General features: G+C 68.1%; 21 protein-coding genes. 7 read left to right on the top strand and 14 right to left on the bottom strand.

Annotation, left to right across the window (positions count from 1 at the left end; translation table 11 throughout):
- Positions 1-83: 83 nt before the first annotated feature.
- From RN629_RS03515 to RN629_RS03505, 3 genes are all read right to left on the bottom strand, one after another.
- Positions 84-1,289: a DUF445 domain-containing protein gene (locus RN629_RS03515; protein WP_407033943.1), complete on the bottom strand. Its 1,206-nt coding sequence runs from the start codon at positions 1,287-1,289 to the stop codon at positions 84-86.
- Positions 1,290-1,530: 241 nt separating this feature from the next.
- Positions 1,531-4,740: an efflux RND transporter permease subunit gene (locus RN629_RS03510; RefSeq protein WP_407033879.1), complete on the bottom strand. Its 3,210-nt coding sequence runs from the start codon at positions 4,738-4,740 to the stop codon at positions 1,531-1,533.
- A 1-nt stretch (position 4,741) separates the two neighbouring features.
- Positions 4,742-5,920 (bottom strand): efflux RND transporter periplasmic adaptor subunit, encoded by a 1,179-nt coding sequence (locus RN629_RS03505; RefSeq protein WP_407033942.1) that lies wholly within the window; start codon positions 5,918-5,920, stop codon positions 4,742-4,744.
- A 205-nt stretch (positions 5,921-6,125) separates the two neighbouring features.
- Between RN629_RS03505 and RN629_RS03500 the strand changes: the two genes are divergently transcribed.
- Positions 6,126-6,860: an SIMPL domain-containing protein gene (locus RN629_RS03500; RefSeq protein ID WP_407033878.1), complete on the top strand. Its 735-nt coding sequence runs from the start codon at positions 6,126-6,128 to the stop codon at positions 6,858-6,860.
- A gap of 147 nt (positions 6,861-7,007) precedes the next feature.
- Here RN629_RS03500 and RN629_RS03495 read toward each other — a convergent pair whose 3' ends face one another.
- The 3 genes from RN629_RS03495 to RN629_RS03485 all read right to left on the bottom strand — a co-directional run bounded on the left by RN629_RS03495 (position 7,008) and on the right by RN629_RS03485 (position 8,011).
- On the bottom strand, positions 7,008-7,268 hold the full coding sequence (locus RN629_RS03495; RefSeq protein ID WP_407033877.1) for a GlsB/YeaQ/YmgE family stress response membrane protein: 261 nt from the start codon (positions 7,266-7,268) through the stop codon (positions 7,008-7,010).
- Positions 7,269-7,385: 117 nt separating this feature from the next.
- Positions 7,386-7,685, bottom strand: a complete 300-nt coding sequence (gene sciP, locus RN629_RS03490) for a CtrA inhibitor SciP (RefSeq protein WP_407033941.1) — start codon at positions 7,683-7,685, stop codon at positions 7,386-7,388.
- 95 nt (positions 7,686-7,780) lie between these two features.
- Entirely contained in the window at positions 7,781-8,011 is a 231-nt protein-coding gene (locus tag RN629_RS03485; RefSeq protein ID WP_407033876.1) for a hypothetical protein, read from the bottom strand.
- 169 nt (positions 8,012-8,180) lie between these two features.
- Here RN629_RS03485 and mnmA point away from each other — a divergent pair, with 169 nt between their 5' ends.
- On the top strand, positions 8,181-9,287 hold the full coding sequence (mnmA, locus tag RN629_RS03480; RefSeq protein WP_407033875.1) for a tRNA 2-thiouridine(34) synthase MnmA: 1,107 nt from the start codon (positions 8,181-8,183) through the stop codon (positions 9,285-9,287).
- Positions 9,288-9,302: 15 nt separating this feature from the next.
- On the top strand, positions 9,303-9,572 hold the full coding sequence (locus tag RN629_RS03475; RefSeq protein WP_407033874.1) for a UvrB/UvrC motif-containing protein: 270 nt from the start codon (positions 9,303-9,305) through the stop codon (positions 9,570-9,572).
- Between the two features lie 42 nt (positions 9,573-9,614).
- On the opposite strand, the gene RN629_RS03470 is transcribed toward RN629_RS03475, so the two are convergent.
- Both RN629_RS03470 and RN629_RS03465 read right to left on the bottom strand, forming a co-directional pair.
- Positions 9,615-10,307 (bottom strand): VIT1/CCC1 transporter family protein, encoded by a 693-nt coding sequence (locus RN629_RS03470; RefSeq protein ID WP_407033873.1) that lies wholly within the window; start codon positions 10,305-10,307, stop codon positions 9,615-9,617.
- Between the two features lie 39 nt (positions 10,308-10,346).
- The gene (locus RN629_RS03465; RefSeq protein ID WP_407033872.1) at positions 10,347-11,060 is read right to left on the bottom strand and encodes a DUF4163 domain-containing protein; all 714 of its coding nucleotides are present in this window, start codon (positions 11,058-11,060) and stop codon (positions 10,347-10,349) included.
- Between the two features lie 108 nt (positions 11,061-11,168).
- Here RN629_RS03465 and RN629_RS03460 point away from each other — a divergent pair, with 108 nt between their 5' ends.
- From RN629_RS03460 to RN629_RS03450, 3 genes are all read left to right on the top strand, one after another.
- Positions 11,169-12,413 (top strand): putative DNA modification/repair radical SAM protein, encoded by a 1,245-nt coding sequence (locus RN629_RS03460; RefSeq protein WP_407033871.1) that lies wholly within the window; start codon positions 11,169-11,171, stop codon positions 12,411-12,413.
- Positions 12,414-12,481: 68 nt separating this feature from the next.
- Complete coding sequence (locus RN629_RS03455) at positions 12,482-12,967, top strand: hemerythrin domain-containing protein (RefSeq protein WP_407033870.1); 486 nt, start codon at positions 12,482-12,484, stop codon at positions 12,965-12,967.
- 170 nt (positions 12,968-13,137) lie between these two features.
- Positions 13,138-14,538 carry a UdgX family uracil-DNA binding protein gene (locus RN629_RS03450; RefSeq protein WP_407033869.1) on the top strand — a complete coding sequence of 467 codons (1,401 nt, stop codon included), beginning with the start codon at positions 13,138-13,140 and terminating at the stop codon, positions 14,536-14,538.
- A gap of 185 nt (positions 14,539-14,723) precedes the next feature.
- On the opposite strand, the gene RN629_RS03445 is transcribed toward RN629_RS03450, so the two are convergent.
- The gene (locus RN629_RS03445) at positions 14,724-15,266 is read right to left on the bottom strand and encodes an aldo/keto reductase (RefSeq protein ID WP_407033868.1); all 543 of its coding nucleotides are present in this window, start codon (positions 15,264-15,266) and stop codon (positions 14,724-14,726) included.
- Positions 15,267-15,389: 123 nt separating this feature from the next.
- Between RN629_RS03445 and RN629_RS03440 the strand changes: the two genes are divergently transcribed.
- On the top strand, positions 15,390-16,025 hold the full coding sequence (locus tag RN629_RS03440) for a DedA family protein (protein ID WP_407033867.1): 636 nt from the start codon (positions 15,390-15,392) through the stop codon (positions 16,023-16,025).
- On the opposite strand, the gene RN629_RS03435 is transcribed toward RN629_RS03440, so the two are convergent.
- The 5 genes from RN629_RS03435 to ptsP form a co-directional block, all read right to left on the bottom strand.
- Complete coding sequence (locus RN629_RS03435) at positions 15,980-17,395, bottom strand: hypothetical protein (protein WP_407033866.1); 1,416 nt, start codon at positions 17,393-17,395, stop codon at positions 15,980-15,982. The genes RN629_RS03440 and RN629_RS03435 overlap by 46 nt on opposite strands.
- A gap of 83 nt (positions 17,396-17,478) precedes the next feature.
- Complete coding sequence (tilS, locus tag RN629_RS03430; protein ID WP_407033865.1) at positions 17,479-18,471, bottom strand: tRNA lysidine(34) synthetase TilS; 993 nt, start codon at positions 18,469-18,471, stop codon at positions 17,479-17,481.
- Between the two features lie 195 nt (positions 18,472-18,666).
- A complete protein-coding gene (locus tag RN629_RS03425) occupies positions 18,667-19,626 on the bottom strand; it encodes a YbgF trimerization domain-containing protein (RefSeq protein WP_407033864.1) in 960 nt (319 codons plus the stop codon).
- A 119-nt stretch (positions 19,627-19,745) separates the two neighbouring features.
- Positions 19,746-20,708 (bottom strand): helix-turn-helix domain-containing protein, encoded by a 963-nt coding sequence (locus RN629_RS03420; protein WP_407033863.1) that lies wholly within the window; start codon positions 20,706-20,708, stop codon positions 19,746-19,748.
- 91 nt (positions 20,709-20,799) lie between these two features.
- The gene (gene ptsP / locus RN629_RS03415) at positions 20,800-23,073 is read right to left on the bottom strand and encodes a phosphoenolpyruvate--protein phosphotransferase (RefSeq protein WP_407033862.1); all 2,274 of its coding nucleotides are present in this window, start codon (positions 23,071-23,073) and stop codon (positions 20,800-20,802) included.
- Between the last annotated feature and the right edge of the window lie 66 nt (positions 23,074-23,139).

The following is a 23,139-nucleotide window of genomic DNA, read 5'->3' as shown; positions in this document are numbered from 1 at the left end:
CGGGAAAGCGTGGGGGTCGACAAGGCGCTTCGCTCCCACGACGAATCGACTTTCGCGGCTAATTACACGTTTGCGTGACGTTTTCAAAGAAGCCGGTCCACGAGGTGCAGCATCAGCCCGACGCTGCCGCCGACCAGCGTGCCGTTGATGCGGATATATTGCAGGTCGCGGCCGACGGCGTTTTCCAGCCGTGTCGTAACCGTGTCGGCGTCCCAGCCGCGCACCGTCTCCGACACCAGCCGGACGATGCCGTCGCCATAATCGGCGGCGACCCCCACCACCGCGCGCCGCACGAAGCGATTGATTGTCGCCGCCAGCCGGGCATCGGATTGCAGCGTCTGGCCCAGTTGGCGCAACGCATCGCCCAGCCGCCCGGCGGTCACCGCCTGCGGGTCCCGCGCCAGCCGCAGCAACGCCTCGCGCGCCTGTTCCCATAATCCGTCCAGCCAGCGCTGCATCGCGGGATTGGCGACCAGATCCTCCTTCATCGCCTCGACCCGCATCCGCATCGCGGGATCATGCTGCAAGTCCCAGGCAAGCCGGTCGAGCCCCTCCTCGATCTTCCGGCGGAGCGGATGATCGCGATCCTCGGCGACATCATGGAGCAGCGTGTGCAGACCGTCGATCAGCTTGTCGGCCAGCGTCTCGTCCAGCCCGGTCCAGCGCAGGATCGCGCCCGCGCGCTCATGCACCATGGCGCGGACGATCGGTTCATTGGCCTCCAGCGCCTGTGCCGCCCAGCGCAGCACCGAATCCATCAGCGGCAGATGCCGTCCCTCGGCGATCGCGGCCTTGAGCAGTTGTCCCAGGATCGGCGACACTTCGGTGGCCCGGATGCGCGAGCCGATCCCGGCCTTGACCATGCCGCCCAGCCGCTGCGGATCGAAGGCGGTCAGCATCTCGGCGAACAGGCGGGATGCGCCGCGCCGGATGCGCCCGCCCTCCTCGGGCGGTTGCGCCAGCCAGCGCCCCGCCGCGCCCGCCACGTCCAGCCGGTCCATCCGGCGCGCGACGACGCGCGGGACCAGGAAATTGGTGCGCAGGAAATTGGCGAGCGTGTCGCCGATCCGATCCTTGTTGCGCGGCACGATCGCGGTGTGCGGAATGGGCAGGCCCAGCGGGTGCCGGAACAAGGCGGTCACCGCGAACCAGTCCGCCAGTCCGCCGACCATCGCGGCCTCGGCAAAGGCGCGGACGAACCCCCAGGCGGGGTGGACCGGCTGAAAATAGCGGGCGACCAGAAACAGGGCCGCCATCGACAGCAATAGCCCCGTCGCCACCACCCGCATCCTGCGCAGGGCAGGTGAAACGGGCTGGCTACCCCCCGGTCGCGCTATGACTTCCATCATTCATGACAATTCGCGAGCCACGGCTTTGTTCAAGCGGAATCTTTCCGAGGCGTAACGAAACGGGGCAACAGGCCCTCCAGGAACCGCGCCGACACGGGGCGGTGGCGGGCCGACCGCCCGGCGAAGGGAGCCACCCCGAGCGACCAGCCTCGCTGCGCCCCTTCCCCGTGCCGGACGGGACCTATTCCGCCGGATCATATCCCAGCTTGCCCGGCGTGGGCGGCAGCGCGGGGCCGCCGCTCGGCCCCTCGATCACCGGCCCCGCGCCACCCTGATCGTCGCCGGGCGTGTAGGTCAGCAGGCGACGGCCCAGTCGCGGCCCGATCCAGCGCTCGACCCCCACCGCCAGGCTGAAGGCGGCAGGCACGATCAGCAGCGTCAGCAGCGTCGACAGGGTCAGCCCGCCGATCACGGTCACGCCCATCGGGCTGCGCCACGATCCGTCACCGCCCAGCGACAGGGCGGTCGGCACCATGCCCGCGACCATCGCCACCGTGGTCATCACGATCGGCTGGGCCCGCTTGTGGCCCGCGTCCAGCACCGCGTCGCGGACCGGCACGCCCTTGGCGATCTCCTCCAGCGCGAAGTCGATCAGCAGGATCGAGTTCTTGGCGACGATGCCCAGCAGCATCAACAGGCCGATATAGACCGGCAACGACAGCGGATTGCCCGTGAAATGCAGCGCGAGCAGCCCGCCCAGCGGCGCCAGCAGCAGCGAGGCCATGTTGACGAAGGGCGGCAGGAAGCGGCGATACAGCAACACCAGCACCGCAAAGACCATGAAGATCGCCGAGATGATCGCGGTGAAGAAGTTCTTCATCATCTCCGCCTGCATCTTGGCCTGGCCCACGACCATCTCGCTGACGCCCATCGGCAAGTTCTTCATGATCGGCAGGGCATGGACCTTCTTCATCGCATCGCCGCTGATGAGGCCCTTGGCCAGGTCGGCGCCTACCGTCACCTGACGCCGCTGGTTCACGCGGTCGATCTGCGTCGGCCCCGCGCCCAGCCCGATATCGGCGACGACGCTCAACGGCACCGAGCCGCCCGCCTGCGTCTGCACCGGCAGGTTCTGGATCGTCGCCAGCCGGGCGCGCGCATTCTGGTCCAGGGCGACGCGGATCGGCACCTGCCGGTCGGACAGCGAGAAGCGCGCCGAATTCTGGTCAATGTCGCCCAGCGTCGCGATGCGAATCGCACTCGACAGCGCCTGCGTCGTCACGCCCAGGCTGGCCGCGAGGTCGAGGCGCGGACGGATGACGATTTCCGGCCGGTCGACATTGCCGACGATGCGCGGCGCGACGAGCCCCGGAATGGTCGCCATCTGGCTCACGATCCGGTTGGCGGTGTCGCGCAGCACGGCGGGATCGTCGCCGCCCAGCGTGATGGTCAGGTCACGCCCGCTCGACCCCCAGCCGAATTGCGACTGGAAGGACACGCGCGCATCGGGGATCGCGGCGAGTTGCGGGGCCAGCGACCGCTCAAAGTCGGTGCTCTTCATCGAGCGATCGTCCTTCAACGTCGCCACCACGCGGCCATTGCCGACACCGGTACGCGAATAGACCGATTCGACATCGGGTTGCTTGCGCAGGAAGCGCGCGACCTGCCGCACCACCACATCGGTCTGGGCCAGCGTGGTCCCCGGCACCATCTCGATCTTGGCGACCGCGCTGTCATTGTCCTGTGGCGGCTGGAAGGTCTTGGGGATGATCAGGAACATCGCGACGGTCAGCGCGAACGCGCCGGTACCGATCCCGATCACCCACAGGCGATGGTCGCGGAACCGGCCCAGAATGCGCCGGACCACGCCGCGTCGCGCCCCATCGGCCGGCCGGTCATAATGCAGCGACCAGCGCAGCGTCGCCATATAGGCGTCCATCAGCCTACCCTCGCCATGGCTGGCATGACCGGCGGATTTCAGGAAATAGGCCGCGATCATCGGCGTGATCATGCGCGCCACCGCCAGGCTCATCAGCACCGAGACGACGACGGTCAGGCCGAAATTCTTGAAAAACTGTCCCGGCACACCCGGCATCAGCGCCACGGGCAGGAACACCGCGACGATCGCCATGGTGGTCGCCAGCACCGCCAGGCCGATCTCGTCCGCCGCGTCGATCGACGCCTGATAGGCGGATTTGCCCATCCGCATATGGCGCACGATATTCTCGATCTCCACGATTGCATCGTCGACCAGCACGCCCGCGACCAGGCTGAGCGCGAGCAGCGTCATCTGGTTCAGCGTGAAGCCCAGCAGGTCCATGAACCAGAAGGCGGGGATCGCCGAGAGCGGGATGGCGAGCGCCGAGATCACCGTCGCGCGCCAGTCGCGCAGGAAGATGAAGACGACGATGACGGCCAGCACCGCGCCTTCGATCATCGCATGGATGGCGCTTTCATATTGCTGCTCGGTATATTTGACGCTGTTCGAGCGGAGGACGAACTGCACCTCTGGATTGCGCTTTTGCAGGTCCTTCAGCTTCTCGACCGCGCCGTTGAAGACGCTGACGTCGGAGGCGCCCTTGGCGCGCTGGAAATCGAAGCTGATGACCTGGCGCCCGTCGACCGCCGCCTGCGACCGCTGTTCGGCATAAAGGTCGCGGACCGTGGCGATATCGGCCAGCCGCACCGTGCGCCCGCCGCGGACATTGATCAGCGTCTGTCCCAGATCATAGGCGTTACGCGCATTGCCCAGCACGCGAACCGCCTGTTCGGTGCCCGCAATCTCGGCGCGCCCCCCCGCCGCGTTCAGGTTGACCATGCGCAGCTGGGCATTGACCTCGCTGGCGGTCAGGCCCTGCGCCTGCAATTTCAGCGGGTCGAGGATCACGCGGATCTCGCGCGTCACGCCGCCGTTGCGGATGACCTTGGACAGGCCCGGAACCGACAGCAACTCCTTGGTGACATTATTGTCGATATACCAGCTGAGCTGTTCGGGCGTCATGTTGGACGCGATCGCCGAATAGCTGGCAAGGTCGTTGTCGGTCGAATCGACGCGAATCACCTGCGGCTCGAGAATGCCGTCGGGCAGCATCGAGCGGATCTGGGTGATGGCGTCGCGCGCGTCGCTGACCGCACGGTCGATCGGCGTGCCGATGTCGAGCTGCACCAGCGTCTGCGACTGGCCCTCGGTCACGGTCGAGGTGATCTGGTCGACCCCCTGAAGGTTCCGCAACGCCGCCTCGACCCGCTGGGTGACCTGGGTCTCCAGTTCGGTCGGGGCCGCCCCCGGCTGGTTCACCAGGACCACGACGATCGGGAAATCGATATCGGGGTCGTTGTTGACGTCCATCCGCATGAAGGCGACGATTCCCGCCAGCGTCAGCGCGACGAACAGGACGATCGGCGGAACCGGGTTCCGGATCGCCCAGGCGGAGATGTTGCGGAAACTCATGTCACCTGGCCTCCCGGCCCGCGAGGATCGGGTGGACCAACTGGCCCACCGCGAGGAAGCCGCCCGCCGACCGTACCACCCGTTCGTTGCCGGTCAGGCCCGCCGCGATGGTCACGCCGTCATCCGACACCTGCCCGATCTTGATATCGCGGCGCGCGACCTTGTCATCCGGTCCGACGATATACACGAAACTGCCCTTGTCGTCGCTCTGGATCGCCGAATCGGGAAGCAGCGGCGCTTGGCCCGAACCGCCGCGAATGGTCGTGGAAGCGAAACCGCCGGGGCGCAGCGCGGGATCATAGGCCAGCGCGACGCGCGCGATGCCCTGCCGCGTCTGCGGATCGATGACCGGCGAAATCTGCCACACCTCGCCCTTGAAGCTCTTGTCGCCGCCGGTCGGCGTGACGGTGGCGGGCGCGCCGACGGACAGGCCGACCAGATCGGCCTCGGCCAGTTGCGCGCGCAGCTCCATCTGACCGCCCATCGCCATGCGGAACAGCACGCCCGATCCCGAGCTGACGATCTGGCCCGGCTCGGCGGCGCGGGTCAGGATCAGGCCGGCGGCAGGCGCGCGGATGTCGAGGCGGCCGTTGCGCGCCTGCGCCTCGCGGAACGTCGCCTGCGCCGCGCGGACGCGGGCGGCGGCGGCATCGCGCGTGGCGGTGCGGCGTTGCAGGTCGGCCTTGGAGATGAAGCCGCGATCGACGAGCTGCTGCGCGCGGTCCAGTTCGGACTGGGCGATCTGCTGATCCGACTGCGCCACCGCGACCTGCGCCGACAGCGCCGAGGCGGTCTGCGTCTGGACCGAGCGGTCGACCGTGGCCAGCACCTGCCCCGCCGCAACCCACTGGCCCGGCTCGACCAGCACGCGGGTGATCATGCCCCCCTCGCCCGCGACGCCCACCGGCATTTCTCGCCGCGCCGCCAGCGTCCCCGTGGCCGACACCAGGCGGCTGACCGACTGGCGGCCGGGGACGACGACGGTGATGTTGGGCACCTGCGTTCCCGACCCCATGCCCGACGCCGCCGGCTGCTTCTTCCCGCCCAGGACAAACCACGCCGCGAGCGCGAGGACGACGACGCCGACGACGATCCCGATCCAGCGCCGCCGCCGCACCGGTCGTGGCCCGTCCAGCGCCAGTTGCTCGCCCGCGCCGATCGCCATCGGTTCATCATGCATGTTCGTCATCGATCCCCATCCGCTCCCGCGCACTGTTCCACACGCCGGAAAGCGCCCTTTCATGCTGTATTATCGGAATACATCACCATCCTCAAGCGCCTTTGCGCGGCGTCGCAAAAAGGGACCCAGAATGGTTCCGGCGCGTTCATCGCACGTTTTACCGCTTCCGGCCAAAAGGCCCGAAGAACAACCACGGGAGAATTTGATGAAAACGGTCCTGCTTGCCGCCGCGCTCGCCCCGATGGCGCTCGCGTCGGTCGCCGCCTCCGCCCAGAGCGCGCCGACTACGGTCGAGCCGATGGTTCCGGCCAACGGCACCGTCCTCGACATTTCGGCCGAGGGGCGCACGACCCGCGTGCCCGATCTGGCGACGATCCGCGCGGGCGTGGTCAGCCAGGGCGCGACGGCGGCCGCCGCGCTGTCGGACAATGCCGCGCGGATGACGCGGGTGCTGGCGGCGGTGAAGCGCGCCGGGGTCGCGGATCGCGATATCCAGACCGCGACCGTCCAGCTCCAGCCGCAATATCGCTATGGCGACAATGTCCCGCCGACGATCACCGGCTATCAGGCGATCAATACGCTCAACATCCGCTTCCGCGACATCGCCACCTCGGGCAGCGTGCTGGACGCGCTGGTTGCGCAGGGTGCCAACCAGATCGATGGCCCCAATCTGTCGCTCGACAATCCCGACGCCGCGCTGGACGAAGCGCGCACCGATGCCGTGCGCCGCGCCCGCGCCCGCGCGGAACTCTATGCCAAGGCGGCCGGGATGCGGGTGCTGCGCATCGTGTCGATCACCGAGAATGGCGAGAATGCGCGCGGCCCCGAACGCCCGATGATGCTGCGCGCGATGGCCGCCGACGCCCCGTCGAAAACCAGCATCGCGCCGGGCGAACGCGACGTGACGGTCGATGTCTCCGTCCGGTTCCTGCTGGGCTGAGCATCCGGGTCCGATCCAGCCACGCTGGATCGGACCCCACAAGCCTCGCGCGGGGCCCCGGTATCGACACTCCGATGCCCATAGCAAAAGGGCCGCCCGGTCGCCCGGACGGCCCTTTTTTCTTACCTCGTTGCACCTGATCGGGGCTCAGCGCACCCGACCGCGACGCACCAGGTTCACGATCGCCAGCAGGATGATCGCGCCGACCAAGGCGACCAGCAGGGACGGGATCGAGAAATTGTAGGAATTGATATTCCCGCCGCTGAAGACCAGCCCGCCGATGAACGAGCCGACCACGCCGACCACAATATTCAAGAACAGGCCCTGCTGCGCATCGGTCCGCATTACCAGGCTGGCCACCCAACCGATGATACCACCAACCACGAGCCATACGATAAAGTTAACCATCTGTCCCTCCGTTATCGAAAGCCGATCCTGGCGGGAAGACGTGCGAGCGGCGAGTATTGTTCCGTCCCCGTACCGGGGATTCGATGAATGGCGTATTCCGTCAAAAAACCAGCGTCATCAGTATTTTTGCTGGCGTTCGTAGAGCGAACGATAATGCTGGATCCGCGTCACGCGCAGGCCCGGCATACCCGAACGGTCAATCGCGCGCTGCCAACCGGCGAACTCCTCGACCGTCAGGCCGTAACGATCGCAGACCTCGTCCACCGACAACAGGCCGCCATTGACGGCCGCCACCACCTCCGCCTTGCGGCGGACGACCCAGCGGGTCGTGCTGGGTGGCGGCAAGGTGTCGAGCGTCAGCGGTTCGCCGAGTGGCCCGATCACCTTGGCGGGGCGGATGTTATGGTTCTCGATCATCATCAACCTCGTCGGGGCTCCTTACCCCATTTTTCCTTTACGCCCCTTGATAACGGGGGCGCTTGAACATCAGCTTAAACCTGCTGGTTATCGCCTCATCCATCCGATCTCCACTGTATCAACGCCCTTGCCACCGTCCCGTTAAATGCCCCGTCGAGCGGCGCGAACAGGATCGGATCGGGGGCCTGGCGCGCAAAGCCCGCCTGCACCGCCGCGGTGCGGCTGGCCGCCTGCCGCGCGGTCACCCCAACCATCAGCACCGCCAGATCCGGCGGCAACACCGTCAGTTCGGTATCCCGATCAAACCGTGTGAAGCTGAGGTCCAAAAGCGCAATCCATCCCTGTCTGGTCAACGACCCGGTTATCGAACGGATATGAAAACCCGGTAAAGGCGCGAAGCCATTCGCGATTTTTCGGAACGGCGCGTCCCGATCCCGCGCATGCGGGGGCCGGCGATTTTTGCATGGCCCGTCCGAAAGCGCTATGGGCCGGACCATGGAGCAGATGGTGGATTTTCAGCTTGGGGGCGACCCCCGGGCCCGGCGGATCGTGGTGGCGATGTCGGGCGGTGTCGACAGTTCGGTCGTCGCCGCGCTGGCCCATGCCACCGGCGCGGAGACGATCGGCGTCACCCTGCAACTCTATGACCATGGCGAGGCCGTCGGCCGCGCGGGAGCCTGCTGCGCGGGCCGCGACATTCGCGACGCCCGCGCGGTCTGCGACCGGCTGGGCATCGCGCATTATGTGTTCGATCATGAGGACAGCTTTCGTGAGCAGGTCGTCGATCGCTTCGCCGACGAGTATCTGGCCGGGCGGACCCCCATTCCCTGCGTCCAGTGCAATATGGGGCCCAAATTCACCGACCTGCTGAAGCTGGCCCGCGATCTCGGCGCGGATTGCCTGGCGACCGGCCATTATGTCCGCCGGATCGCGGGCCCGAATGGGGCGGAACTGCATCGCGGCGTCGATCCCGCCCGCGACCAGAGCTATTTCCTGTTCGCGACCACGCAGGGACAGCTCGACTTTCTGCGCTTTCCGCTCGGCGCCCTGCCCAAGACCCGCGTCCGCGAGATCGCCGCCGAACTGGGCCTGGGCGTCGCCGCCAAGCCCGACAGCCAGGATATCTGCTTCGTGCCCGACGGCGACTATGCCGGGCTGGTCCGCAAGCTGCGGCCCGAGGCGGACACGCGCGGCGATATCGTCGACCTGTCCGGCGCCAAGCTGGGCGAGCATCGCGGCCTGATCCATTATACCGTCGGCCAGCGGCGCGGGCTTGAGATCGGGGGCAGCCCGGAGCCGCTCTATGTCGTCCGGCTGGAGCCCGACACCAAGCGGGTCGTCGTCGGCCCGCGCATCGCGCTGGCGGTGGAGGCTGCGCAGCTCACCGCGATGAACGTGCTCGGCCCGCTCGACGGACCGCTGACGGCCAAGGTCCGGTCCATGGCCATGCCCGTCCCCGCGCGGATGGTCGGCGACCGGCTGGTCTTCGACGCCCCGGAATATGGCGTCGCGCCGGGCCAGGCGGCGGTGCTGTATGACGGCGACCGGGTGCTGGGCGGCGGCTGGATCGCCGCGACCGAAGCGGCACGGATCGCCGCCTGAGGCGTTTCACCCGGCATGACCGGCCCGACCATCGATGACCTGCGCCGCAAGATGGAAGCGGCCGCCGAACGCCTCGATTTCGAGGAAGCCCGAATCCTGCGCGACCGGATCAACCTGCTGCGCGGCGGGGCGGAGAATGTCGAGGTCGACACCAGCGGCCTGACCCGCCAGCGACCCGGCGCGATGGGCATCGGCACCAGCCAGCCCCGCCCCGAACGCCCCATCGGCTGGGTCCCGCCGCCAAAACCCGATCCGATGACGAAGGGGCGCGGACGGCGGCGGTAACGCGCGCTCGGTGGCCTTGCCCGCGCGCGGGACGATCGGCCGCTAGATGGCCGCTCCCGCCAGATGCCCGATCGCCGCCGTCGCCGCCATGGCGAGCGCCCCCCAGATCAGGACACGCCCCGCGCCGCGCCACTTGCCCGCACCGCCCGCCGCCGCGCTGACCGCACCCAGCACCGCCAGGCACAGCATCACCCCGGCAACGATCAGCCCTAGTTCCGACCCATGCGGCGCAACGATCGCGAGCAGCAGCGGCACCGCCGCCCCCACCGCAAAGGAGGCCGCCGAAGCGAGCGCCGCCTGGACCGGCCTCGCCGCGCCGTCATCGGTGATGCCCAGTTCCTCACGCGCATGGGCGGCCAGCGCATCGCCCTGCATCAGTTCGTGCGCGACCCGGCGCGCGGTATCCTGGCTCAGCCCGCGCGCCTGATAGATGGCCGCAAGCTCGGCCTCTTCCGCGACGGGGTCTTCAGCCAGTTCGGCCCGTTCGCGGGCGAGATCGGCCTGTTCCAGATCGGCCTGCGAACTGACCGACACATATTCGCCCGCCGCCATGGAAAATGCCCCGGCGACCAGCCCGGCGAGCCCCGCGACCAGGATCGCGGAACGATCCGCGCCGCTGGCAGTGACGCCGACCACCAGGCTGGCGGTGGAGAGGATGCCGTCATTCGCTCCCAGCACGGCGGCGCGCAGCCAACCGGTCCGATCGACCCGATGCCATTCGCGATGCGGCCGCATCCTGTCCCTCCCTTGCATCAAATCCGCGTCATCAGCCCCTTATCGACGGCGAGCGGCAAAGGCCGACCGATATTCGGGCCTCGTCGCCGCGATGATCGCGGGCGTGACGGGCAAGGTGACCTCATAAGAACCCTCGGCATAGGAACCCGCGACATAGGGGTCGGCCATCAGGCCGATACGATCGATCGCGCGGCCATTGGTCGATCCCAGCAGCAGCGTCACGTCCTTGATCGGCGGGCAGGTGTTCATCGACGACACATTGCCCTGATTGCGCCGCCGCTGCTCGACCTTCAGCTTGGCACAGTAATCGACCCGTGTCGCCGACTGGAGCGCCGCCGCCGAGGTGAAGACGGCCTTCGTGTCGAGCCGCCGTCCCGCCGCCTTGTCCCACAGCAGCGCCGACGAGGCCGGCTGGCCATGCGCGCCCCCGGTATAATCATAGCTGTCGCCCGACAGGCTCAGGAAACGCGGGGTATCGGTCACGACCTTCCACGTCTTTTCGTAGGAATAGGGGCGGAAGGGAAAGCCCTCCTTCTTCGCATCGCGCCGGGCCGTCGCCGCGTCGCGCGCCATCTTTCCGCGGATCGCCGCCGCCTCGGCATCCAGGCCGCGCTTCAACCCCGGGATCCGCGCGGCCACCGCGGGATAGCTGTAGCTGAATTCATAATCGGCGGTCTTCGCCTTGCTGCCCATGGCCTGCGCCGTCACCGCCACCGGCGTCGCCAGCGCGAGCATCATCAGGATCGTGCGCATCGTCTTCTCCCCTCGAAACCGGACCGGAATGCCATTGCCCGTATGTACGCATGATGAGCGATCCGGCTCCCGCTTGCCGTCGCGGCCATAAGAACGTATAAGGAACAAATGGCACAGCTCGACACCCGCGAAAAGCTGGCGATCCTGGCGGATGCCGCGAAATATGATGCATCCTGCGCGTCTTCCGGCACGGCGAAGCGCGACAGCCGCGACGGCAAGGGAATCGGATCGACCGAAGGCATGGGAATCTGCCATGCCTATGCGCCCGACGGCCGTTGTATTTCGCTGCTCAAGATCCTTTTGACCAATAGCTGCATCTTCGACTGCCATTATTGCATCAACCGCAAGTCCTCCAATGTCCGCCGGGCGCGCTTTACGGCGCAGGAAGTGGTGAACCTGACCCTGGCCTTTTACCGGCGCAATTATATCGAGGGACTGTTCCTCTCGTCGGGTATCATCCGGTCCTCCGACTATACGATGGAACAGATTGTCGAGGTGGCGCGCAGCTTGCGCGAGGATCACGACTTTCGCGGCTATATTCACCTGAAGACCATCCCCGATGCCGATCCCGAACTGGTCCGGCTGGCGGGCGTCCATGCCGACCGCGTGTCGATCAATGTCGAACTGCCCACCGTCGGCGGGCTCCGGCGGCTCGCCCCGGAAAAGGACGCGTCGCGGATCGAGGGCGCGATGGCCGATGTGAAGACCGCGATCGACGACCGAAAGGACGCGGCGAAACGCTATCGGTCCGCCCCCGGCTTCGCCCCCGCCGGCCAGTCGACGCAGATGATCGTCGGGGCCGACGCCGCGACCGACCGCGACATCGTCGGCCGCGCGGCGACGCTCTACGATCGCTTCCGCCTGCGCCGCGTCTATTATTCGGCGTTCAGTCCGATCCCCGACGCCTCCGCCGTCCTGCCGCTCCAGCGCCCGCCGCTGCTGCGCGAGCACCGGCTCTACCAGTCCGACTGGCTGATGCGCTTCTACGACTATCGCCCCGATGAGGTGGCGGCGGCGGCGGACGAGGCGACGGGCATGCTGCCGCTCGACATCGATCCCAAGCTCGCCTGGGCGCTCAAGTTCCGCCAGCATTTCCCGGTCGATGTGAACCGCGCCCCGCGCGAGATGCTGCTGCGCGTGCCCGGGCTGGGGGTGAAGGCGGTGGACCGGATCATCGCCACGCGCCGATGGCGGCGGCTGCGGCTGGAGGACATTGCCCGGCTGACCGTCTCGATCGCCAAGCTACGCCCCTTTCTGATCGCGGCGGACTGGCGCCCGGTCGGCTTGTCCGATCGCGCCGATGTGGCGCCGCTGGTCAAGCCGCGCGCGAGACAGCTCGAACTCTTCGCCTGAATGAGAGTGATTCGCGGGTGAAACGGCGCTGCGGCTGCGCCGTTGGGATGCGCGAAGGAGATTGGATCATGGCCACCGCCGACATCTATGCCGATCTGAAGCGCGACCACGACAAGCAGCGCGACATGCTGAAGCAGCTCGCCGATCTGAAGGGCGACAGCGCGAAGCGCCGGACGCTGTTCGAGACCTTCCGCGTCGAGGTGCAGAGCCATGCGGCGGCCGAGGAAGAGTCGCTCTATGCGACCATGCTGGGCGAACCCGACCTGCGCGACGATGCCCGCCACTCGGTGTCCGAGCATAAGGAGATCGACGATCTGCTGGGCGAGATGATGGATCTCGACTTCGCTTCGGACGAATGGGAATCCAAATTCTTCCATATGCGTCACCGCTATGAACATCATATCGATGAGGAAGAGGAAGAGATGTTTCCCGCCGCCGAGAAGGAACTCGACGACGCGACCGAGCGGAAGCTCGCCGAAATCTATGAGGAGCGCAAGCCGATCGAGGCGAGGGACGCCAAGGCCAACCCGCCCGGCGGGAACGAGCGCGATTGATCCTTGAATGCGTCTACAATCCTCCCCGGCGCAGGGATGCGGACCTTGCGAAACAGGGTGGAGGGGGAGCGCGTCCAGCGGCGATCCGCGGGACACACCCGCTTCGGCAGGCCCATATCGGGGATGATCCGCTGGCGCACAGGCCGCAGTGTTGGGGCAAAGGCTGACCCGTGCGGATCGTCACTCTTCCCGCCGCCGATGACTTCGATGCGTGGCGCGACGCGGCGCGCGGGCTGATCGCCGATGGCGTGCCGCCCGACCAGGTGGTGTGGCAGGTCGGTCCGCAAGCAGCCGATCTGTTCGGGGCGATGGGTCAAGCGGTCGCCCTCCCTGCGCCAACGACCCGCTTCACCGTCTCGCGCGGCTTTCTCGACCTCGCGCGCAGCGTGATCCTGTCCAGCGATCCCGAGCGTTTCGCGTTGCTCCACACCGCGCTCGACCGGCTGCGCCACCAGCCCCGGTTGATCGAGGATCAGGCCGATCCGCTGGTCCGCCGCCTCGATCGGCTGGCCAAGGCGGTGCGGCGCGACATTCACAAGATGCGCGCCTTTCTCCGCTTCCGCGAAACCGGGGATGAGGGCGGGCCGCGCTATGTCGCCTGGTTCGAGCCCGAGCATCATATCGTCCGCGCCAATGCGGCATTCTTCGTCAACCGCTTCACCACCATGCGCTGGTCGATCCTGACGCCGGAGGTCTCGCTGCACTGGGACGGCCAGACCTTGTCCGAAGGCCCCGGCGCGACCAGGGCGGACGCGCCGGAGGGCGACCCGACCGAGGCGGTGTGGAAGACCTATTATGCCAGCATCTTCAATCCCGCCCGTGTGAAAGTCGGCGCGATGCTGAAGGAGATGCCGCGCAAATACTGGAAAAACATGCCCGAAACCGCGCTGGTCCCGCAGTTGATCGCCAGTGCGCAGGCACGCGAGACGCGCATGATCGATACCGCCAGGCAGGATGTCCGCGCCGGGCTTGGCGGCGATGCCCGGACGGCCTGGGCCGCGCTGCGCGACGAGGCGATGGGCTGCACGCGCTGTCCGCTGCACGGCCCCGCGACGCAGACGGTATTCGGTGAAGGTCCGGTGGACGCCGCCCTGATGTTCGTCGGCGAACAACCGGGCGACCAGGAGGATCTGGCCGGCCACCCCTTTGTCGGCCCCGCCGGTCAGGTCTTCGACCGCGCGGTGGCGGAGGCGGGGATCGACCGCGCGGCGGCGTACATCACCAACGCGGTCAAGCATTTCAAATTCGAACCGCGCGGCAAGCGCCGGATTCACGAATCTCCGAATGCGGGCGAAATCCAGGCCTGTCGCTGGTGGATGGAGCAGGAACGGCTGCTGATCCAACCCCGGGTGACGGTGGCGCTGGGCGCGACGGCGGCGCGCGCGCTGTTCGGCAAGGCCATGACCATCGGGCGCGAGCGGGGAAAGGCGCTACCCCTGCCCGATGGCGGCACCGCGGTCATCACGGTGCATCCCAGCTACCTGCTCCGCCTGCCCGACCCGGCCGCCAAAGAGGCGGAGTATGCGCGCTTCGTCCAGGACCTGAGGTTGGCGGCGGGATTGCTGGGCTGATCGATCGCGGGGGGGCTCCGGGTTTCCCTTGCAGTTGCGCAATTCCTGATCGGGCGTCCGACAAGACGGACATCATCGACGCGCGTGGGCGGCGCGCCACCCAGCCGGTGAACCCCGATCGGTTCGAGCCGCCTCGATTCGGGGATCGCGACGCAATGGCACGCCAACAACGACCGACACCCGCCTCACATCGTCCGCGGGTCCGATCCGATCCGTCCATCCGCAGCATCCAGCGCGTCGATCGCCGCCATATCCGCGTCGTCCAGCGTCAATTCGGTCGCCGCGAGATTGTCCGTCATGTGCGCCGCATCCGCCGCCTTGGGGATCACGGACAGGCCGTGGCCCAGATGCCAGGCCAGCACCACCTGGGCGGTCGAGCGACCATGTTTGTCGGCGATCCGCACGATCTCGGGCCGTTGCAACAGATCGCCGCCCCGCCCCAGCGGGCTCCAGCTCTGGGTCACGATGCCCTTGCGCGCGTGATAGGCGCGCGCCTCACGCTGCTGGAAACGGGGGTGGAGCTCGATCTGGTTGACCGCCGGCACCACGCCCGTCGCCACGCCGTCCTCGCCGTCGAGCGCCATGGTCAACGCGCCATAGGTCTCGACATCCAGCCGGCAGTCGATCGCATCCGCCGGATCGACGGTTCCGGGATCGACCTCCTGCTCCGGCGCGGCGGAGAGCGGCGCGGTGGCCAGCAGGACGGGGAAAACCGCCTGAAATACCACGCCCGATCCTGTCGTATGACCGGGAGTCGCGGCAACCCCGCTCCCAACCCTGTGCCAAAGCGACCGCGCCGCCGCCCCGGAGCGATTGACCCCCGTGCGCCAATCGCGCAAGTCGCTGACCCCATGGTCGAACATATTCTTTCCGCGCTGGCGGGCTTTGCCATCTGGGTCATTTCGACGGGGGGCTATCTGGGCGTGATGCTGCTGATGGCGATCGAAAGCGCCTGCATTCCGCTGCCGTCGGAAATCATCATGCCGTTCGCGGGCTATCTGGTGTCGACCGGCCAGTTCAACCTGTATCTCGCCGCGACCGCGGGCGCGCTGGGGTGTAATCTGGGTTCGATCGTCGCCTATGAGATCGGCAAGCGGGGCGGCCGCCCGGTGGCGGAGCGTTGGGGCCGCTATCTGCTGATCGGGCCGGGCGAGTTGGACGCCGCCGATCGCTTCTTCGCACGATATGGCTCGATGGCGGTGCTGATCGGGCGGCTGTTGCCGGTGATCCGCACCTTCATCGCCTTCCCCGCCGGGGTCGCGCGGATGAAGCTCGTGCCCTTCCACCTCTACACCTTCATCGGCAGCTGGCCCTTCTGCCTCGTACTGACCTTTATCGGGCGCGAACTGGGCGACAAATGGAATTCCGACCCGCGCGTCAAGGCGTTCTTCCACCGCGCCGACCTGGCGATCGGCATCGTGCTGGTCGCGCTGATCGCCTTTTACATCTGGCACCGGGTACGCGGGCTGAAGCGCGCACAGCGCTGAACCAGCCAGAGCGCGAGCGGGAGGACAAGGGCCGCCCATAGGGCAAGCCCTGCCCAGGGCGTCCAGCCCCACCATTCGGACGGGACGGTGCGCAGGTCGCCGGGCAGGAAGCGCAACTGCATCACCGCCTGCCACCAGGCCCAGCGATATTGCGGCGGCGCGAAGATCTCGGCCGCCGCGATGGTCAGGTTGATCGCGATGGACGCGATGAGCAGCATGGCCAGCGCCACCCGCTCGCGCCGATATCGCGCGCAGGCCCAGAGCGGCGCCAGCCCCAGCGCAGCGACACCCGCCAGCGGCATGGCATGGCGCGGGCCCGTGGCATTGCCACCGTCCCAATAGACATAGGCCGCGTTCACCAGCAGCGCGACCAGCACCACGCCAACGGCGGTCAGCGCCAGCCCCCGCGTCGCGCGCTCCCGACCCAGCCGCCACAGGCCGGCGGGAGCGAGCAACAGGATCGGCGCGACCCAGATCAACCCGCGCGGCGGCCCGATCAGGATCTCGCCCAGGATCAGCGGATGCGGGACGGTCAGGCCGAACAGCCCCTGATTCATCCCCGCGAACCCGACCACGCCCGAATAGCCGATGCGGAACAGCGTCCCGAAGGCGAAGAGATTATAGGCGAAGAGTGGCAGCAGCCCGATCATGCCCGCCACGAAGAACGGCCACAGCGTTCGGGGCTGCGCGCGATGCCGCCACAGCGCCCAGAGGCCGATGATCGATCCCGCCAGCACCGCCTGATATTCGATCACCACGGCGAAGCCGAGCGCCAGCCCGGCGACCACCAATCCTCTGGTCCCTCCCCGCGCGATACCGGCCAGGGCGATGACGAACAGCGCGGCCACCGGCGCATGGCCCAGCAGCGTCGTCGAATAGCCCCAGATCGGCGTGCCCAGCGCATAGCCCAGCGCCCCGAACAGCGACGCCGCCGCGCTGCCCGTCAATGCGAGCGAAAGATCGAATAACGTCACCGCGGCCAGCGCGGTCAGGAGCGCCGCGCCCAGGGCCGCCGCGACCCGGGTCCGCAATTTCAGATATTCGACGAAACCGGGATCGAAGCCGTTCGGATCATGCCGGGCGGCCCGATCGCCGGTGATGGCGTCGGTCAATGCCACCGCGGGCAGCGCGAGCAGCGTCATGCCCGGCGCCTTGTCGAGATAGACATGCTCGCCAAACTGCGCCTTGTCGATGGTCAGCGGCGCGAAGGGATCGATGGTCGCGGTGCCATCCTCCACCATGCGGATCGCGGCGAACAGGCGGGTGGCATTGTTCGGGTTCAGTTCCCACGAACCGAACCAGGCGGCGGAAAACCAGACCAGCAGGAACAGGCCGATCCGAATACCCCCCAAGCCCTGCGATCGCATCATCGGCGTCCCCCTCCTGCCTTCCCCCGCCGCTATCGGGGCGATGGCCGGGGCGCAAGGCAATCGCCCTCCGCCGGTGCGGACGATCAGCCGGTGCGGCGGGGCGGCGCGGGCCGGAAGCGCCAGATGCCCGAGCGCACGCTGGCGATCACCCCCGCCTGGGTCGCGCGCCGACCGTCATGGAGCGCGTCGAGCAGTTTTTCGATATTGGCCGCCTCCGACCAGGTCGGCGCCTCGATCGCGGCGGCAGCGCGCACCTCCCCGATCGCGCGACGCGCCAACCGGCGGCCCAGTTCACGCGGCAGGTCGGCGGCGCCGATGCGGACATTGTCGCCATCGATCTGCGCCCGCTCGCGCCACAGCCAGTCGACGGTCGCGCGCAGATCGGCATCCGCCTCGGCCAGTTGCGCCGCCGCGCGCGCCATCTGCGCCACGCCCAGCCATTCATGGCCGTCGAGCAACTGGCGAAAGCGCGTCCGATCATGGCGCGGATCGCTATTGGCCGGATCGTCGACGAATGGCGCTTCGGCGCGGCGGACGATCCGACGCAGTTCGGCGCGCCGCCAGTCGAGCAGCGGCCGCAGGATGGTCGCCCCCGCGATCACGGTGCGCGCCCGCACCCCCGACAGGCCTGCCAAGCCCGCGCCGCGCGCCGCGCGCATCAGGAACGTCTCGGCCTGATCGTCGGCATGATGCGCGGTCAGGATCACCGGCGCACCGATCGCACCCGCACAGGCGGCCAGCAGCGCGTAGCGGCGCTCACGCGCCTGCGCCTGGATGCTCGCCCCCGCGATCGCGCTGTCGGGGCGCAGGATATGGTGCGGCACGTCCAGCGTCGCGCAGTGCGCCGCGACCATCCGCGCCTCGTCCGCCGCTTCGGGCCGCAATCCGTGATCGACCGTCGCCACCGCGATCCGCCCCGGAAACGCCCCGGCCGCGAGCGTCAGCATCGCCATGGAATCGGGGCCGCCCGAAACCGCCAGCAAGATGGGGGCGGGATCGGTAGACGGATCGTGTAGGATCGTCAGATCGGCGGTGAAACGCGCGATCTGATCGACGGCCGTGGCATCGGTGGCCATGATGCTCTCAAAACTGGTCAGGGATTGGTTCGCTCTGGCCCTTCGATGGTGCGGGCGCAAGCGATTTCACGACCTTTCGTCCCGCCCGCGCCGCACTGCACCCGGCCAGTCGGTGGCTCTGGCGCGACCGGGGATCATCGCGGTACGATATTTGGGAACGCGCAGGCTCGCCTTCCCAAACCGGCTTTCACGCCATCACTTGCACTTGGCCGCGACGCGCCCGGTTTCGACATGCCCCTTCATCGTGGCGGACAGCTTCGCACCATAGACGTCGGTCAGTTCGTCATAGACCTTGCACGCATCGGCAGGCTTGTTCAGCTTGGTCAGCGCCTGGCCCAGATAGAGGAGGCTGTCGGGCGCGCGCTCACCGTCCGGGAACTTCTTGTAATTCTCGTAAAAGGCCATCGAGGCGAGGCTCGGCTTGCCCGAGTCGAGATAGGTCCGGCCGAGCAGATTCTGCGCGTAGCTGGCGCGGCGGCTCTTGGGATAGTCGGCGACGACCTTCTTCAGCTGGATTTCCGCCTCGCTATACCGTTTGGCGGCCCAGAGGCGATAGCCATAGAGATAGGCATCCTCGGCGGCATCGCCGGTTGCGGGCTTGTCGACCGCGGCATTCGCCGCCCCGTTCGCCGCCCCGCTGCCCGCTGGTGTCGCGGCGGTGTCGCCGGTCGCGATCGCCGTCGCGGCCGAGGTCCGTCCGGGGCGTGTCTGCCCGGTACCGGCAGGCACCGACATGGCGAGCGGCGTGCTCTGCCCGGCGGGCGCGATCGGCGCGGGGCCAGCCTCCAGCGCCTTCAGGCGGGCGTCGGTCGCGCGCTTATAGGCGTCGAACTGGTCCTGCATCTGACGGACGCGATGGCCATTCTGCTCGATCTGGCCGGTCAGGCCGGCCATCTGCTCCTCGAGCGAGGTGACGCGCGAGGTCAGGTCGGCCAGCGCGCTGGTCGCGGGGACGCCGGCCGCCTGGACCTGGGTCTGCGGCGCAGAGACCTGCGGCTGGACATATTGGCCCGCGCCGCCCGGAAAGACCTTGCGCTGCACCGCGCGCATCTCGCTTTCCAGCTTGGTGACGCGCCCTTCGACATTGGACTGGGCCGAGACCGCAGCGGGAAGGACAAGAACGGCCGCGACACCGGCCAGCAACAGGTTACGCATCGGTCTCACCCCCCGGTGGGATAGTGGAACAAGGAATGGGGGATTGTGATGAATCCCCCCGGGTTTCGCCAGCCCTAAAGGCACCGGACCCGAAGGCCCCGGCCCTGAAGATATGACGGTTACAGATCAGCCGGACCCGTGGCGGCGGGAGACGGCGACGGGGCGGCCGCAGGGGTCGCACCGCCGGTCGTGGTCGACTCGCTCCGCTCGCGGCGCGACGACGCCGCGCGCGCGCTCGTCCGTGCGGGCGTGGCGGTTTCACGCGCGGCGCGCGGCGCGGCTTCGACCGGAGCGCCCGACAGGCGGGCCGCGATCGCCGTGCCGTCGATATGGACATCCTTGATCGCCCGCGATCCATCGCCCAGCGGCGGCACGGCCGCCCCGTTCAGCGTGATCTCCAGCTTGTCCGGGCGGCCGACATTCACCATCGGGCCCTTGGCATCGGCGGGCACTTCATATTGCTCGCCGGGCTTCAACGTGCCCATCTTCAAGGTCTTGTTGTCGGCGTCATAGACGCGCAGCCAGACATCGCCCTTGGCGGTCAGCACGACCTTGCCACCCGTCACCGGCGCGGCGCTGGGCGTGGGGGCGGGGGCCGGGGTCGGCGCGCCATCGGCCAGCGGCGTCGCGGCGGGCACCTCCTGCGCCGTATGATCGCGGCGGAACAGGTCCGTGCCGTACCACAGCCCCGCCAGGATCAGCAGCGCCAGCGCCAGTCCGACGCCCAGGATCGCGATGCCGCGCGACGGCACGCGGGCCGGATCGGCGATGTCCTGCGGCACATATTCGCTGGTGCGGCGGCCCATGCGATCGACATCGGCGCGCACCGCCTGCGCGATCGCGACCTCATCGGCGCCGACGGCCCGTGCATAGGCCTTGGCGAAGCCCACGGCATAGGTCGCCGAGGGCAGACTCTGATAATCGGATGCCTCGATCGCCGCGAGATGGCGGCTGGGAACGCGCGTGCGGGCGCCGATATCACCGAGCGACAGCCCCTGTGCCTCCCGGGCGGCGCGCAGGACGTCACCGGCGCGGGCGGGGGCCGACGGCGCGACATCGTGGCCGGGATTGACCTCGTCCATTCTCAACTCCGAAGTGACCATGGCCCACCCCATGGTCGCGGCCGTTCTTTCAGAGGCCCGGCCTCAAGTCAACGCGAAGCCCACCGCTTCGTCAGGCCAATTCGACACCATTCGTCGCAGCCCAGGCTCCAAGCGCCCCGCGCATGTCGCGCACCGGCTTGGCCAGCAGCCTCGCCATTTCCTGCGCGATCCCCGCACGGTCGAGCGAGCGGATCATCGCCTTGACCGGACCGACCGCCGCCGGGGTGATCGACAGGCGATCGAAACCCAGTCCGATCAGCGCCATAGCCTCCAGCGGCCGTCCGCCCATCTCGCCACACACGCCCACGCGCACCCCCGCCTCGCGCGCGGGTTCGACGACGCGGCGCAGAAAACGCAGGATCGACGGGCTGAGCCAGTCATAGCGTTCGGCCAGCTTGGGATTGGCGCGGTCGGCGGCGAACAGAAACTGGGTCAGGTCGTTGGTGCCGATCGACAGGAAATCGACATTCGGCAGGATCAGGTCGAGCTGTTCGGCCAGCGCGGGCACCTCGAGCATCGCGCCATAGCGTATCTCAAGCGGCAGGCGACGCCCGCGCCCGTTCAGCCAGACCCGCTGCGCCTCGAACAGCGCCTTGGCCTCGTCGAACTCCCACGCCTCGGACACCATGGGGAACATCACGTGCAGCGTCCGCCCCGCGCCCGCCTCCAGCAGCGCGCGGGCCTGCGCCTTCATCAACCCTTCGCGCTCCAGCGCCAGCCGCAGCGCGCGCCAGCCCATGGCGGGATTCTCCTCATCCCCGGCCTCGACGTTCAGATAGGGCAAGGCCTTGTCGCCGCCGATATCGATGGTGCGGAACACCACCGGGCGATCGCCCGCCGCCTCCATCACGTCGCGGTACAAACGCTGCTGACGCTCGCGCTGCGGCAGGGTCGCGGAAACGAGGAACTGGAACTCGGTGCGGAACAGGCCGATCCCGTCCGCCCCGGTGGTGTCGAGCGCGGCGGCATCGTCGCGCAGCCCGGCATTGACCATCAGCGTGATACGATGCCCGTCCTTCGTCACCGGCGGCACGTCGCGCAACGCCGCAAAGGCCGCGCGCCTTTTTTGCCGCAACGACAGCTTGGCGTCGAACGCCTCCTCCATCGCCAGCGTCGGGCGGACCAGCACGCTGCCTTCGTTCACGTCGAGCAGCAGGTGATCGCCGTCCGCAATCTGCCGCCGGACATCGCGCACCCGGCCCAGCACCGGCAGGCCCATGGCGCGCGCGACGATGATGACATGCGCGGTCAGCGATCCTTCCTCCAGGATCACGCCCTTCAGCCGCCGCCGGTCATATTCCAGCAACTCGGCCGGGCCCAGGTTGCGCGCGATCAGGATCGTGTCCTGGCGCAGCCCCATCTGCGCCGCCGTGCCCATCTGGCCCGACACGATGCGCAGCAGCCGGTTGGACAGATCCTCCAGATCGTGCATCCGGTCGGCGAGCAGCGGGTCGTCGATCTGGCGCATCCGCTGGCGCGTGCGCTGCTGCACCCGCTCGATCGCCGCCTCGGCGGTCAGCCCGCTGTCGATCGCCTCGTTGATGCGCCGCGCCCAGCCCTCGTCATAGGCGAACATCTTATAGGTCTCGATGACCTCGACATGCTCGCCCGCGACGCCGAACTCGGCCTCGCGCGCCATGCGGTCGATCTGCTCGCGCATCTTGTCGAACGCGGCATAGACGCGGCGGCGCTCGGCATCGATATCCTCGGCAACCGTATGCTCGATGACGATGCGCGGCTGGTGGAACACGGCGAAGCCGCTGCCCATGCCCTCGACCAGCTTCTGCCCGGACAGCCGGATCGACGCGGTCATCTGCGGCCGCGCGCCCGCCGCGCCCGCCGCATCGATCAGCCCGGCATTGGCGATCAGCTCGGACAGCACCATCGCGACGGTCTGCAACGCCTCGATCTCGACATCGGCATATTTGCGCGGTTCGCTATGCTGTACCGCCAGCACGCCCACCGCCCGCTCGCGCCGGATGATCGGCACGCCCGCGAAGCTGTGGAACCGGTCCTCGCCCGTCTCCGGCTTATAGGCGAAGTCGGGATGGCTGGCCGCTTCGTCGAGGTTCAGCACCTCGACATCCTCGGCGATGGTGCCGACCAGCCCCTCGCCCAGCGCCAGCTTGGTGACATGTACCGCCTCCTCGGCCAGGCCGCGCGTCGCGAACAGTTCCAGCACGCCTTCGCGCAGCAGGTAGATCGAACACACCTCGCTGCCGATAGCCTCGCCGATGATCTGGACGACCTGGTTCAGCTTGGATTGGGCGGGGTTGCGCGACGCCATCACGTCGTGCAGGCGGACGAGAATCTCGCGGGCGGATGCGGCGGCCGAAACGGGCATGACCACAGGGCTATCAGACCCGATGCGGGGGTGTCATGCGCTAATATCGCAGTCGCGTGTCTTTAT

This window comes from Facivitalis istanbulensis (assembly GCF_040560405.1).
Lineage (GTDB): Bacteria > Pseudomonadota > Alphaproteobacteria > Sphingomonadales > Sphingomonadaceae > Sphingomonas > Sphingomonas istanbulensis.
The sequence above is the reverse complement of the archived record's forward strand: the minus strand, read 5'-3'. Positions and strand labels throughout refer to the sequence as shown.

Excerpts from the sequence above, each read along its gene's own strand:
- RN629_RS03515 (WP_407033943.1), bottom strand. The coding sequence starts at position 1,289 with ATGCGGGTGGTGGCGACGGGGCTATTGCTGTCGATGGCGGCCCTGTTT.
- RN629_RS03510 (WP_407033879.1), bottom strand. The coding sequence starts at position 4,740 with ATGAGTTTCCGCAACATCTCCGCCTGGGCGATCCGGAACCCGGTTCCG.
- RN629_RS03505 (WP_407033942.1), bottom strand. The coding sequence starts at position 5,920 with ATGCATGATGAACCGATGGCGATCGGCGCGGGCGAGCAACTGGCGCTG.
- RN629_RS03500 (WP_407033878.1), top strand. The coding sequence starts at position 6,126 with ATGAAAACGGTCCTGCTTGCCGCCGCGCTCGCCCCGATGGCGCTCGCG.
- RN629_RS03495 (WP_407033877.1), bottom strand. The coding sequence starts at position 7,268 with ATGGTTAACTTTATCGTATGGCTCGTGGTTGGTGGTATCATCGGTTGG.
- sciP (WP_407033941.1), bottom strand. The coding sequence starts at position 7,685 with ATGATCGAGAACCATAACATCCGCCCCGCCAAGGTGATCGGGCCACTC.
- mnmA (WP_407033875.1), top strand. The coding sequence starts at position 8,181 with ATGGAGCAGATGGTGGATTTTCAGCTTGGGGGCGACCCCCGGGCCCGG.
- RN629_RS03475 (WP_407033874.1), top strand. The coding sequence starts at position 9,303 with ATGACCGGCCCGACCATCGATGACCTGCGCCGCAAGATGGAAGCGGCC.
- RN629_RS03470 (WP_407033873.1), bottom strand. The coding sequence starts at position 10,307 with ATGCGGCCGCATCGCGAATGGCATCGGGTCGATCGGACCGGTTGGCTG.
- RN629_RS03465 (WP_407033872.1), bottom strand. The coding sequence starts at position 11,060 with ATGCGCACGATCCTGATGATGCTCGCGCTGGCGACGCCGGTGGCGGTG.
- RN629_RS03460 (WP_407033871.1), top strand. The coding sequence starts at position 11,169 with ATGGCACAGCTCGACACCCGCGAAAAGCTGGCGATCCTGGCGGATGCC.
- RN629_RS03455 (WP_407033870.1), top strand. The coding sequence starts at position 12,482 with ATGGCCACCGCCGACATCTATGCCGATCTGAAGCGCGACCACGACAAG.
- RN629_RS03440 (WP_407033867.1), top strand. The coding sequence starts at position 15,390 with ATGGTCGAACATATTCTTTCCGCGCTGGCGGGCTTTGCCATCTGGGTC.
- RN629_RS03435 (WP_407033866.1), bottom strand. The coding sequence starts at position 17,395 with ATGATGCGATCGCAGGGCTTGGGGGGTATTCGGATCGGCCTGTTCCTG.
- tilS (WP_407033865.1), bottom strand. The coding sequence starts at position 18,471 with ATGGCCACCGATGCCACGGCCGTCGATCAGATCGCGCGTTTCACCGCC.
- RN629_RS03425 (WP_407033864.1), bottom strand. The coding sequence starts at position 19,626 with ATGCGTAACCTGTTGCTGGCCGGTGTCGCGGCCGTTCTTGTCCTTCCC.
- RN629_RS03420 (WP_407033863.1), bottom strand. The coding sequence starts at position 20,708 with ATGGACGAGGTCAATCCCGGCCACGATGTCGCGCCGTCGGCCCCCGCC.
- ptsP (WP_407033862.1), bottom strand. The coding sequence starts at position 23,073 with ATGCCCGTTTCGGCCGCCGCATCCGCCCGCGAGATTCTCGTCCGCCTG.